Origin of the sequence: Imperialibacter sp. EC-SDR9, from assembly GCF_902498805.1 — a bacterium.
In the GTDB taxonomy this organism is placed as follows: Bacteria; Bacteroidota; Bacteroidia; order Cytophagales; family Cyclobacteriaceae; genus Imperialibacter.
Genome location: NZ_LR701581.1, coordinates 137,387 through 151,049, shown reverse-complemented (window position 1 = coordinate 151,049; position 13,663 = coordinate 137,387). Strand labels below are relative to the sequence as shown.

Annotated in this window: 9 protein-coding genes and 1 other RNA gene; 7 read left to right on the top strand and 3 right to left on the bottom strand. The window is 45.3% G+C overall.

Features of this window, described 5'->3' with window-relative positions; translation table 11 throughout:
* Nucleotides 1-5: 5 nt before the first annotated feature.
* The 6 genes from GC130_RS11080 to GC130_RS11055 all read left to right on the top strand — a co-directional run bounded on the left by GC130_RS11080 (nt 6) and on the right by GC130_RS11055 (nt 9,006).
* Nucleotides 6-4,619 carry a translocation/assembly module TamB domain-containing protein gene (locus GC130_RS11080; protein ID WP_151998367.1) on the top strand — a complete coding sequence of 1,538 codons (4,614 nt, stop codon included), beginning with the start codon at nt 6-8 and terminating at the stop codon, nt 4,617-4,619.
* Nucleotides 4,620-4,659: 40 nt separating this feature from the next.
* A complete protein-coding gene (locus GC130_RS11075) occupies nt 4,660-5,967 on the top strand; it encodes a deoxyribodipyrimidine photo-lyase (RefSeq protein ID WP_151998366.1) in 1,308 nt (435 codons plus the stop codon).
* A 4-nt stretch (nt 5,968-5,971) separates the two neighbouring features.
* Nucleotides 5,972-6,937 carry a Smr/MutS family protein gene (locus GC130_RS11070; protein WP_151998365.1) on the top strand — a complete coding sequence of 322 codons (966 nt, stop codon included), beginning with the start codon at nt 5,972-5,974 and terminating at the stop codon, nt 6,935-6,937.
* Nucleotides 6,938-6,973: 36 nt separating this feature from the next.
* Nucleotides 6,974-7,372, top strand: a complete 399-nt coding sequence (locus GC130_RS11065) for a hypothetical protein (protein ID WP_151998364.1) — start codon at nt 6,974-6,976, stop codon at nt 7,370-7,372.
* 42 nt (nt 7,373-7,414) lie between these two features.
* An RNA gene (rnpB, locus tag GC130_RS11060) (RNase P RNA component class A) lies at nt 7,415-7,830 on the top strand.
* Nucleotides 7,831-7,845: 15 nt separating this feature from the next.
* The gene (locus tag GC130_RS11055) at nt 7,846-9,006 is read left to right on the top strand and encodes a sigma-54 dependent transcriptional regulator (RefSeq protein WP_151998363.1); all 1,161 of its coding nucleotides are present in this window, start codon (nt 7,846-7,848) and stop codon (nt 9,004-9,006) included.
* Between the two features lie 54 nt (nt 9,007-9,060).
* Here the strand turns inward: GC130_RS11055 and GC130_RS29080 are convergent, their stop codons facing one another.
* Both GC130_RS29080 and GC130_RS11050 read right to left on the bottom strand, forming a co-directional pair.
* Nucleotides 9,061-9,183 (bottom strand): hypothetical protein, encoded by a 123-nt coding sequence (locus GC130_RS29080; RefSeq protein WP_255471521.1) that lies wholly within the window; start codon nt 9,181-9,183, stop codon nt 9,061-9,063.
* A 95-nt stretch (nt 9,184-9,278) separates the two neighbouring features.
* Nucleotides 9,279-10,271 (bottom strand): acyl transferase, encoded by a 993-nt coding sequence (locus GC130_RS11050; protein ID WP_151998362.1) that lies wholly within the window; start codon nt 10,269-10,271, stop codon nt 9,279-9,281.
* Nucleotides 10,272-10,333: 62 nt separating this feature from the next.
* On the opposite strand from GC130_RS11050, the gene GC130_RS11045 reads away from it, so the two are divergent.
* Nucleotides 10,334-11,119 carry a hypothetical protein gene (locus GC130_RS11045; RefSeq protein WP_151998361.1) on the top strand — a complete coding sequence of 262 codons (786 nt, stop codon included), beginning with the start codon at nt 10,334-10,336 and terminating at the stop codon, nt 11,117-11,119.
* On the opposite strand, the gene GC130_RS11040 is transcribed toward GC130_RS11045, so the two are convergent.
* Complete coding sequence (locus GC130_RS11040) at nt 11,112-13,520, bottom strand: thiamine pyrophosphate-dependent enzyme (RefSeq protein ID WP_226940436.1); 2,409 nt, start codon at nt 13,518-13,520, stop codon at nt 11,112-11,114. The genes GC130_RS11045 and GC130_RS11040 overlap by 8 nt on opposite strands.
* Nucleotides 13,521-13,663: the final 143 nt, after the last annotated feature.

The window sequence follows — 13,663 nt, the reverse complement described above, 5'->3', positions numbered from 1 at the left end:
TTGATTTGAACTATAAAACTAAAACATCTGTCATTTTCTATGGTATTGGGAAAGCCTTCTACTGGTTTTCACTTACCATTTTACTTTTGCTGATTGGCTTGTTTATCACGCTGCAATCATCGGCTGTTCAAACATGGCTGGTTTCCTACGCCTCCAAATCCTTCTATGAACAAACAGGGCACAAAGTTACCATTGCAAAAGTGGATGTCAACTGGTTTGATGAAATTACCCTTGATAGCCTGGAAGTAAAGGATCTCCAGGATACCAGCATGATTACCATAAATAGGTTGTTGGTCGATTTTAGCCTTCTTGATTTACTACGTCCCAGTCAGCTACATTTTGACGCCGCCCGAATAACCGGAGCCGATGTACGGCTGGTAAAGTTCGCCGACAACCAACTCGACAACATCTCCTTTCTCATCAGCCAATTACGGCCCAAAGACACCACTGCCCGAACTTCGCTGCCACGTCCGATAAGTGTGAGCCGGATCAAACTGGAGAAAAGCCGGTTCTCTCTCAATGACATGAGAAAGGATAGCATTGAGGTGGGCTTCAACTACTACCAGTTTACCATCGACAGCATATTCAGCGACCTTAGCAACTTCTACCAACGGCTGGATACTGTCAAATTCAGGGTAGACAAGCTGGCTGCCGGTGAGAGAAGTAAAAAGCTTAACGTTAATAGCCTACAAACCAACTTTCTGCTCACCTATCAAACAATGGAGCTCTCTGACTTAGACCTGCATACCCAACACAGCCATTTACGGGACTATGTCAAGTTTGAGTTTTCCAACCCTTCCAATCTCACCTATTTTGTTGATAGCGTCAACATCGTTGCTCATTTCGACAGCACGACAATAAGCAACCGGGACCTGCGACACTTTTCGCCCTACCTCGAAAAGTACGATGATACCTATTCCATATCAGGCGACTTCAGCGGAGGAGTTACCAATTTTAGCTTGAAGAAGTTTAGTCTGTTTTTCGGCGACAATAGTCAGCTCTTTGGCAATGCCAGCTTCAATGGCTTGCCCAACTTTATGGAAACCTTTATTGACCTCCGACTTGATAAATCGACGCTACTGGCCAACGACCTTGGCATCTACATGGATAGTGAAGACTATTACATATTGAATCGCCTCGGTTTCATTAGGTTCGATGGCAGGTTCATTGGTTTTCCCACCGACTTTGTGGCCAACGGAAATTTTGATTCCAGGCTCGGAAGTGCCAAATCCGATGTCAACCTGAAGCTCCCGAGCACGCCGGAAGAGGCAGTTTACAGTGGCTCGCTTACAGTCAGAAACCTCAACCTGGGCACTTTGGCAGGTGACTCCGAACTTCTCCAGAAAGTAAGTTTTTCCGGAAGTATCTCTGGCAAAGGCCTCACACCCTCGTCTGCGGATTTTTACCTGAAAGGCAACATACAAAAGCTCGGACTCAAGGGCTACGACTACGTGAACATCAAAACTGATGCACGACTAGCCGCAAGCTTTTTTGAAGGAAAGCTCAGTATCGACGACCCCAACGTAAAGCTTCAAGTCGAAGGCTCGTTTGACTTCAGAAATCAGGTCAATATGTTTAAAGCGAACGCATCGCTTGACACACTCTTTCTCTACCCTCTGCAGCTTACTTCCAACGATGTGTTTCTCAGGGGGCAAGTCGACCTTGACTTTCAGGGACTTGAAATTGATAGTATTACGGGCAGTGCCGCTATACACAACCTACTACTTGAAGTTGATGGAAAACAGTTCAAGGCGGACAGTATCCTCGCCACTTCACGAAGAAGCCAAACACAACGTTCGTTTAATATTCTCTCAGAGCATCTGAGTTTAAGCGCTGAAGGCAACTTTGATTACACAACCCTGTTTGCGGATTTATCGGAAACATTTAATGAATATGAGCTGGCATTCAGGAATAATAGCGACAACATTGAAAGCTACTACGCCAGCAAGCCCACAAAAGAAATATCTCCATACAAAATACGTGTTAATGCGACACTCAGGGATATAAACCCGCTGACTGACCTTTTCGTCAAAGACTTTTACATAGCTAAAGGGACGCAAATTGAAGCTGGTTTCAACAAGAACATCTCTTCAGTTGCTTCACTTTACACCGCCATTGATACATTAACCTTCAGGGAATTCTCCTTCATTGGAAACGAGATAGACATCAATACCAGCAAAGCGGCAGACAGCACAGACGTGCTATCGATGTTTTACATATCGTCGATGCGACAGCTGCTCAATAACAGAGATATTACTCAAAACAACTACATAGAGGCGATCTGGAGTAATAACCAAATTGATTTTCAAACCAACGTAGAGCAGCTCAATACCACCAACTACGCCAGGGTATATGGGGATCTTCAATTTCTTCCAGACAGGACAATTATAACAGTATACCCTTCTGATCTTCAAGTGCTTGAGGGAAAGTGGCAGTTTTCAGACAACAACCAAATTGTTATCACAGATGAAGCAATTGCCTTTGAAAACCTGAAGCTTTCGGCGGGCAATCAGGAAGTGGAACTAACTGGCTATATCAGCGACTCGACAAATATTCCGCTACGAGGAAGGGTCACGAATTTTGCTCTGTCTAACCTCAACCCGCTCACAACTGTCCCTCTGGACGGAGTGGTAAACGGGCATGCCACGCTTATTAAATACGGTGAGGGCTCCATTGTTGAAAGCGACCTTAAAATTGACAACTTTTTTGTCGATAGATTTTTAGTCGGAAACCTGACCGGTAAATCATCATGGAACGATGCATCCAAACAAATACTATCGAGGCTTACCGTAATAAGGGAAGGCAAAAATATCATTGGGCTCAATGGCTACTATGCCCCTCTCGACAGCATAAGCCCGCTCAACTTCACTGCCGACTTTGACAATGCTAGCATTAATATCCTGGAGCCATTTATCGAGGAAAACTTTAATGAAATCAAAGGCACTGCCACAGGAAAATTCAGGATTTCAGGCAGCCCCACCTATCCCATCCTCCGGGGGACCGGGACGCTACGCAATGGGGCAGGAAGGATCAAGTACCTCAACACTACATATAGCTTCAATGGGGATATCTTCTTTGACGATAACGAAATAGGTGTCCGAAACCTTGACGTTCGAGACGAGCAGGATCATCGTGCTTCATTGAATGGAGGTATTTTCCACGATGGTTTTAGAGACTTTGTGCTGGACTTAGAAGGGCAATTGAATAACTTTCAAGTACTTAACACGGCTGCTGCCGACAACTCCTTGTACTACGGCACCGCTTATGCCACTGGCTCAATCAACTTTTTGGGCGCTATATCCAACCTCAATATTAGCGCCAAAGCTACCACAAATAGAAATACACGGATTTTCATTCCGCTGGACGAAAGCTCCGACGTACAGGTTGAGGACTTCATTTCATTTGTGAATTTTAGCGACACGACCAAGGTCACCGATGAGGAATCGGATATCGACGAAGAGAAGTTTTCTAATATTCGTCTCGATTTTGACCTTGACATCACGCCGGACGCATATTGCGAGCTTATCTTCGACATAAAATCCGGCGATATCATACGGGGCAGAGGCAATGGCAAGCTCAACATGCAAATTGACACCAACGGGGATTTCTATATGTTTGGTGATCTTGACATCGAGGAAGGGGGATATAATTTCACCCTTTACAATATCATCAATAAGGAGTTTGAGATCGTTAGCGGAAGTAGCATCTCCTGGTCGGGTGATCCCTACAAAGCCCAGATGGATATTACTGCAGGCTACCGGCAAAATGCTTTGTTATCCCCAATTCTGACCAATATCGACAGCGCCACGTTGAATACGCCTGAGCTGAAGAGGCGTTACCCCACGAACGTTCAGATGAAGCTGAATGGGGATCTGATGTCACCAGATATCGCTTTCGATATTCAGATAACAGGCTATCCTGAAACCGCTGGTGCCAATAGCTATCCTTTGGGCACAACCATCCAGGGGTTTAAAAATACGGTCAAAACCGATGAGCAGGAAATGAAACGCCAGGTGTTCAGCCTGATTATCCTGCGACGCTTCTCACCCATCAATAGCTTCAACGTCGGCACCAACTCCATCGGCAGTAGTGTGAGTGAATTTGTCTCCAACCAGCTCAGCTATTGGATTTCTCAGGTGGACGAGAACCTTGAAATCGACATCGACCTGGCCAGCCTTGACAACGATGCCTACAACACGTTCCAACTTCGGCTTGCCTACACCTTCCTGGATGGCCGACTGCGGGTTTCCAGAGATGGGGGCGTTACCAGCACCACTACCCGCAACGAGCTGGGAGCCATTATGGGCGACTGGACCCTTGAGTACCTGCTTACACCCGACGGCAAATTGAGAGCCAAAATGTACTCCAGAACCAGCGTCAACAGCCTCACGCAAAACATAAGTAACCAGACCAATACAAAAGCGGGGTTCAGCCTCCAATACATCCGAAGCTTCAACAACTTCAAAGACTTGATGCAGGACGTACGTGTTAAAAACAGGGAAGAACCTGACCCGCAGGAAGAAGATCAAAAGACCTCATTCAACTTCAATTCGGATAAAATAAAGCAAGAGGAAGACGATGTAAACGGCCACTCTCCCTTCAATTTTTCCGAGCTTTAATAACTAAATGAGCACTGCGCAGTTAGTTTAGAAAAAACTTATGCCAACGCATCCGGCTGTCAATATTTTCTGGTTCCGGCGTGACCTCCGACTCACCGATAACACCGGCCTTTTCTACGCACTAAAAGACAAGTTACCCGTTCTTCCCATCTTCATTTTTGATCCACAGATATTATCAAAGCTTGAAGAAAGGACGGATGCCAGGGTTTCGTTTATTCACAGCACGCTGTTGCAGCTAAAGAAGCAGCTAGAAGACCACGGAAGCTCACTACGCATCCTTTACGCTTCACCGGAAGCAGCATTTTCACAGCTGACGACGGAATATGACATCAAAGCCGTTTACACCAACAGGGACTACGAACCCTATGCCAACGAAAGGGACACCGCAGTCCGCTCGCTGCTCACGGAGAAAGGGATAGGTTTTTACTCCTTCAAAGACCATGTGATTTTTGAAAAGGAGGAAATATTAACTGACACTGGTGGCGTATATAAGGTGTTTACCCCCTATAAAAACAAATGGTTGGCCAAATGGAGCAACTTACGGTTGGACGAGTTTCCTTCAATCGTTTCGGCGGAAAATTTCTATAAAACCAGCCCTTATCCCACACCCACGTTACAGGAGATGGGCTTTGCAAAGAGCGCTATTGTCATTCCACCGTCGACGTTCGATGAGTCAATTATTGCCGCTTATGACAAAAAGAGGGACTTCCCTGCCATCGAGGGCACCTCCCGCCTCGGCATTCATCTGCGGCATGGCACTATCAGCGTACGGGCAGCTGTGAAAAAAGCAGCAGACCTCAATCAAACCTGGTTGAATGAGCTCATTTGGAGGGAGTTCTACCAAATGATCTTGCATAACTTCCCTCATGTGGTGCACAGCGCCTTCAAACCAAAGTACGACCTCATTCCGTGGAGAAACGATGAGGAACAATTTCAGAAATGGTGTGAGGGAATGACTGGTTACCCAATAGTAGACGCTGGCATGAGGGAATTAAACACCACGGGGTATATGCACAACAGAGTACGCATGGTAGTCGCCAGCTTCCTTACCAAGCACTTGCTCATCGACTGGCGATGGGGAGAAGCCTGGTTTGCAAGGAAACTGCTTGACTTTGAGCTAGCCTCCAACAATGGCGGCTGGCAGTGGGCGGCGGGCACAGGCACCGACGCTCAACCGTATTTCAGAGTGTTCAACCCGGAGTCGCAAACAGACAAGTTTGACAACGACAAAGAATATATCCGCCGCTGGGTGCCGGAATATGACAACAAAAATTACATAAAACCGATTGTTGAACATAAATTTGCCAGACAAAGAGCCATCGACACTTACCAAGCGGCGTTAAAGTAACTGTATGAACATAGGGGACAAAGTAAGGCTTCTGAGAGGAACTGAGGAGGGAGTTATTATCAGGGTGGTCAACGAAAACACCTATGAAATAGAAATAGAAGACGGCTTTTCCTTCCCCGTGCTTAAGAGTGAGGTCGTTTTGGTAAGTAAAACTGAAGCGGAGCACTTCAAAAGGGACAGCTCTGCACAGCAAAGTTCTTCCAGCCAAAAATCATTCGTTAAGGAGACTCAGGCAGTTGCTGAAAAAGGAATTTACCTTGGCTTCGAGCCAAAGGGAGATATTTTCACAGTCTGGCTGATCAACAACACAGATTACGAGCTGGTTTTTAAGATAGATGAGTTGGTGAAAGGCACTACGCTAGGATTGCACGCCGGTCACCTTGAGGCAAAGTCGAATCAGGCGATAGCATCCAAGTCTTCTCAAAACTTCGACAACTGGTCGGACATGCAGTTTTCCTGCATGTATTTCCAAAAAGGAATCTACAAAAGTAAGCCAATGCTGAGCAGGGTTGTCTCGTTCAAAGCGGCAGCTTTCATGCACAAGAAGGGTACTATTCCCATGACCTCAAAGGAAGGATATGTTTATCAGCTGGATGACAGTCCTGCAAAAATTAACGCTGATGAGATAAAAAACAGCATGCTTTCTGCCAAAGCGGTGCCAGTGCCGAAAACAGAGCAAAAACCAGGCTCGCACGAGGTAGATTTACACATGGAGAAATTAACAGGGCAAAAAGAAGAGGTGCCTACCTCGCAGGCCCTCTCCTACCAACTAGCTGTTTTTGAGAAGGAACTGGACTCGGCCATCGCAACTGGCAGAGACGAGATAACGTTTATTCATGGCGTAGGAAACGGTGTTCTGCGTGAAGAAATCCATAAAAGGCTAAGTAAAATGAAAAATATCTTGTACTTTCAGGATGCCCAGAAACAAAGGTTTGGCTATGGCGCTACACTTATCAAATTAAAAGACTAACTAGCATTTTTTAAGCCTAAAATAAAACATAATACTATGGACGTAAGAAAGTTGATGGAGGAACTTGCCTCTGAAATTAACGGCCAATATTCAGAATATGACGATAATCGATCAGTTGTGATCGTTCCTCTTCCCGACGGTAGGTTCCAATCGGTTCGTGGTGGCAAAATTGACAACAAAAAGTATGGCAAGAGTGTCATTCAGATACTGTCCAGAGTATGTCGCACCGCCGAAAAAATTGATTATACCAAAGTGCTTGCGCACAACGTTGACCTTATCAATTCTAAGTTTGTGGTGCTTGGCGATTTCCTAATGGTGGAAACCACCTTGTTCGACGACACAGTACCTCCACAGAAATTGAAGGAAATGATACTCGAAACAGCCAAACTAGCCGATGAGTGGGAACTTGCCATTACAGGCAAAGACGTCAACTAAGAAGTATCTTTTAGTTATCAAATAAGTTTAACTATTTAGGAAAATGTGATCCGCCTTATCGCCTTGTTCAGAAAGTATTCTGAGCGGGGAGGAAAGTCCGGGCAATGCAGAGCGCCGTACTTCCTAACAGGAAGGGGCATTGTTGGCGACGACAGTGCTACAGAAAGTGCAACAGAAAATAAACTACCCGCAATGCTTCTGCATTGGGGGAAAAGGTGAAAAGGTGGGGTAAGAGCCCACCGCTTCAATGGTGACATTGGGGGCACGGTAAACCTTACGGATTGAAAGATCAAATATGCCATGATTCAGGGGCTGCTCGTCTCTGTAGGCTGCTTCGGCGGTCTCGTTGTGGTGGGTAGATTGATAGAACCTGGTGGCGACATCAGGTCCAGATAAATGATAAGGGTCTTCCGACTTGTCGGGAGGCACAGAACCCGGCTTACAGGATCATATTTTCCTATTTTCTTTAACCTATGGCAAAAATTCTAATAGTAGACGACGAGAAATCTATTCGCTCTACCCTCCGGGAAATTCTTGAGTACGAAAAATTCAAAATTGACGAAGCGAAAGATGGTGAAGAAGGCCTCGAAATGCTCAAACAGGGATCGTATGACCTCGTTCTTTGCGATATAAAAATGCCTAAAATGGATGGCCTTGAATTGCTTCACAAGGCAATGGAGGAGGGAATTGACGCACCATTCATTATGATTTCGGCTCATGGCACGATAGATAGCGCTGTGGAAGCGACCAAGAAAGGAGCTTTCGACTTCCTTCAAAAACCGCTGGATCTAAACAGGCTGCTGGTCACTTTGAGAAATGCGCTGGATCGGAAGGAACTGGTGAATGAAACCAGAGTGCTGAAGAAGAAAATAAGCAAGACTTACGATATCGTGGGCGAGTCGCCGAAAATTGAAGAGGTCAAAGCAATGATTGAAAAAGTGGCCCCCACTGATGCAAGAGTGCTCATTACCGGCCCCAATGGCACAGGCAAAGAACTGGTTGCCAAATGGATTCACGAAAAAAGCAATCGCTCGTCGGGCCCGATGGTGGAGGTAAACTGTGCAGCCATTCCATCCGAATTAATTGAGAGTGAGCTTTTCGGCCACGAGAAGGGCTCCTTCACCTCCGCAGTAAAGCAACGGATTGGGAAGTTTGAGCAGGCTATCGGAGGCACGCTATTCCTTGACGAAATTGGCGACATGAGCCTTTCGGCCCAGGCCAAAGTTCTGCGTGCCTTACAGGAAAATAGAATTACCCGGGTAGGTGGCGAGAAGGAGGTAAAGGTAGACGTAAGAGTAGTGGCTGCTACCAATAAGGACTTGAAAAAGGCTATTGCCGAAAATCAGTTTAGAGAAGACCTCTATCACAGGCTGAGCGTAATCATCATTCAGGTGCCTGCGCTAAAAGACCGCAAAGACGATATTCCGCTGCTAGTCGATAGGTTTATTGCAGACATTTCGGCCGAATACGGGTGGGCACCAAAACCAATAGACGATGCGGCCATTAAGCAACTTCAGCAATTTGAGTGGACGGGAAATATCAGGGAGCTTAGAAATGTGACGGAGCGGCTGATGATCATGTCATCAAGCACCATATCAGAAATGGATGTAAAAAAATATGCGGTACTTACTTAGTAAGAACCGCATATATTCTTTCAATAATTTCCAACCAGGTCGAGTACTTTCCAATTAAAGCCTTTGAGCAGGCTTTTCTTTCTGCACGTCCGACTTAGCGTAAGTAGGACACGTCTTCTGAGTACAAGCACCAAGCATGAAAACAGCTACAGCAAACAACAGTAATTTAATTTTCATAACGAAACGGCTTTACTTAGGTTCTTAGAAGCTCTAAGATATATATATCTACACATATATCAAAACACTTTAAGTTCCGAAGCTGGAGGTAATGGCTATTGTATCAGCAAATTGCATCCCCTCACATCCGAATTATCAAACCTGCCAAGCACTTCAAAATCCCCTTTCGTGTTAGTTATTCGGCCCAAATCCTTTGTTTCTATAAAGCAGCAAGAGTGAATATTTCCAAGATCAATAATATTTAAACCTCCTGCTCTTTTTTCCTGTAAATACGAAAACGGATCATTAATATCACGAACCATCACCTTCATCGATCGTGGGCAAACGAAGCCAGCCCCTCCATCCGAATAGGCCTGCGACATTAACTCTGTCATCCCATACTCCGAGTGTATCCGCCCCACATTTAATCGCTCACTCAACATGGCGTGTAACTCAGCCCTTGTCAGCTCCTTCCCTCTCCCCTTCATGCCTCCGGTTTCCATTACAATAAAGTCACTCAGGTCAAGCTGATGCCTTTCAGACAGCTCAATTAGGGCAAAAGTAACTCCAATTAGCAGCTTTTTACCATCCTGTCGTTTGAGTTTTTCTATCACGCTTAAAAGGGTACTGTCATCCCTCAAAAAGAATCCTGAGAACTTCGAGCCGGTGAGCTTTATGAAGTGCTCAATCATGTAGATGAGTGAGGATCCACTTCTTTCAAGGTAAGACGGTAGCAAGGCAACAATATGAAAGTTTGAGAGTGCTCCATACGTTGACTCAAATACTTCCTTCGTTAATTTCTTATAGAATAGAGGATCATCGAGGTAATGGGAGCTTTGCACGGAACCAGTGGTGCCGCTACTGGAAAACATAAGGGAAGAACCCCATTCGCCTGTCTTTACAGCATGATTCTTGAAAAATTCAATCGGAAGAAAGGGAATGTCTTCCAACCGGCTGATTTTTTTGGGGTCTTTAGCTAAGTATGAAATATACTTTTTGTAGACGGGATTGTGTTGGGCCTGCCATTTAAAAATATCCAGAGCGAGGACAGTAAAATGATCATTATTCAGGTTTAAAAGGCGGTCTCTAAAACTATGAAGCTCGGACATGTGTTTAAATTGCGAAAGATGATCCAATTTTAATAATTTTATGAGGTAAGTAAGCGATGGAAATGAAGAATAGATTGTTAAAAAGTCTTGTCCTGGGTATGGTAGTGATGGGCTTGGCGTGGGCATGCCAGCCACCAGACGAGCTCCCCATCATTCCAAAAATATCCTACAACAGGGTTGAGTTTTTTGACCAGGCTACTGGCTCAGATTCACTTATTCTATATATCAATTTTGAAGATGGGGATGGGGATATCGGGTTGAGGGGATCTGAAGAAAACTATCCGTACAACAAATACAACTTCGTCATTGATTCTTCGAACCCAAGAAAGTTTGTTTTTATCGGCGGAAATAACTACACACCCCCCTTCTATAGTGCCTTTGACGAAAACTTTAATAGACTACCCCAACAAACGCTGTTTTCGGAAACGGATATTAGAAAACCATACAACTGTGAACAATATGAAGAGGTTGAATATTACCCGAGCCAAACAGCAACGACCACTAAAATTGACACTTTCCTGGTCGCAAGAAACCCTAACAATCAGAATATATTTGTTGACTTTTATCGAAAAGTTAACGGGAATTATGTGTTTCTCGACTGGGCTAATGTTTTTTCCTCCAACGGATGTGGAGGAAATTTCAACGCCAGGTTTCCAATCTTCGACACAGATAACCTGGGAAAATCGCTATCTGGCACTCTCCGCTACTCCATGTTATCTGCTGGATTCGGCATCGTATTGAAGAAAGATACCTTCAAACTAAAAGTCTACATTAAAGATCGTGCTCTTCACGACAGCAATGTGATAGAAACACCCGACTTGACACTTGACAATATTACACTCAATTAAATATCTCAGGGTATTTTTCTGGGTCGGCTTCTGCCATCAATTCATACACCTTATCAAAGACATTCTCCACATTGGGTTTGGAGAAATAATCGCCGTCTGAGCTATAGGCTGGCCTGTGCTCGGCGGAGGTAATCGTACCTGGTTGCGAATCAAGGTATTTGTACCCACCCTGCTCTTCGAGCACTTTCTGCATCATATAAGCAGAGGCCCCTCCCGGCACATCTTCATCAGCAAAAATGATGCGATTAGTTTTTTTCAACGACTCAACAATCGAATGGTGCAGGTCAAAAGGCATTAACGACTGCACATCAACTACCTCGCAGGAAACGCCATATTCTTCAAGGAGCTCAGCTGCTTCCATCACAATCCTGCACATGGAGCCGTAGGTTACGATGGTCACATCAGATCCTTCCCTTATCACCTCAGGAACCCCAAGCGGCGTTTTTATATCATCTATGTTTTCCGGAAGTCTTTCCTTCAGTCTGTACCCATTCAAGCACTCGATCACTATCGCTGTGTCATCGGAGGCCAGCAAAGTGTTATAGAAGCCAGCTGCTTTGGTCATGTTCCTCGGCACAAGCAGATAGATGCCTCTGAGGGATCCCATGATCATACTCATAGGTGAACCTGAATGCCAAACGCCTTCCAGTCGATGACCCCGTGTCCTTATAATCACAGGAGCCTTCTGGCCTCCCTTTGTTCTGTACTGAAGCGTTGCCAGGTCATCTGACAGGGTTTGCAATGTAAATATCAGGTAGTCCAAATATTGTACTTCAGCAATAGGTTTCAACCCTCTCATAGCAGCGCCAATGCCTTGTCCTATGATGGTGCTTTCCCGTATTCCCGTGTCGGTTACACGAATCTCGCCATGCTTCGCTTGTAGCCCCGCAAAGCCCTGATTCACGTCACCAATTTGCCCCACATCTTCTCCTATCGCAAATATTCTCGGATCCCTGCTAAATGCATGATCAAAGAAAGCCTGAAGTACTTCTCTACCGTCAACAACAACACTGTCGTCGTTGTAAACAGGCGCCACCTCCTTCACATTTACCGCCCTTTGCTCCGACTCGCTATACAAATGGCTGCTGTACTGCTCAAGGTGTTCTGCATTCTTAATCTTCAGCCAATTGATGAGATGCTGTCTCTCTTCGTATTTCTCACCTCGCATAAGGTACAAAGAGCGCTTAACAGCCTTTACTACGTCCATCTTCAGTGGATTCAGCGTTTTCTCCAGCGCCTTGTTGATAGCGCTGATTTTCGCACCATTTTTACTAACGCCTGCGGCATTGGCCAGGAGATTAGATGCCCCCTTCAGGTCTTCCTTGATACTGGCTACGTAAGCCTTCCATGCCTCATTCTTATCGGCTTTTGCCTTCTCTCTCGCATTTTCCTCCAGCCTCTCGAGGTGCTCCAAAGTGGCCATTTCATTTTCCAATATCCACTCTCTGAATTTCTTTATGCAGTCGAATTCCTCCTCCCAGTCAAGTCTTTCTCTCGACTTATATCTTTCTTGCGAACCGGAAGTAGAATGCCCCTGAGGCTGGGTCATCTCTTTTACGTGAACGAGCACCGGAACATGTTCATCCCGTGCGATCCTGCCTGCGTGGCGGTATGCCTGAACGAGCTTTTCATAGTCCCAGCCATTCACCACGATGATTTCATACCCATTTTCGGAGTTATTCCGCTGGAAGCCAGCCAATACTTTAGAAATATCCGATTTAGTAGTATGATATTCCGCAGGCACTGAAATCCCATACTCATCATCCCAAATAGATATGACCATAGGCACCTGCAGCACCCCACCAGCGTTGATTGTTTCGAAGAAGTGTCCTTCCGATGTGGATGCGTTCCCTATGGTGCCCCATGCTACTTCATTTCCATCAATAGAAAAGTCTTCAAAGTGTTTGAGTGCAGGATTGTTTCTGTAAAGTTTGGAGGCATAAGCAAGGCCAAGCAGACGTGGCATTTGGCCCGCCGTACATGAAATATCCGAACTGGAGTTTTTCATGTCTGTCTGCGTTTTCCACTCTCCCTTTTCGTTAAGGTATCTGGTAGAAAAATGACTGTTCATCAGACGGCCGCCAGAAGAAGGGTCAGCAGAAAGGTCGGTGTGAGCATAAAGCTGAGCGAAGAACTGCTGGATCGTTAGCTGACCAATGGCCATCATAAATGTTTGATCCCTGTAGTAACCAGACCTGAAATCGCCATTTTTGAATACCTTGGCCATCGCTACCTGAGCGAGTTCTTTGCCATCCCCAAAAATGCCAAACTTCGCCTTGCCCATGAAAACCTCCTTCCTTCCCATCAAACTAGCTTCACGGCTTTCGCAAACCAAAAGGTAGTCGTCGAGAATTTCGGCAACAGGCACGCTGATTTCTTTCTTAGTCTTTACTACACTCACTATTATGCTGATTTAAAGGATAATGTTGTCGATTGCAATGAACGGACTCTCAAAAGAGGTATTTCAAATATAAGCATAAAATTACACGTTTTCAATTTTGTTAATCGCATGAAAAAAATACAACTACCTGATAATCAGTGGAA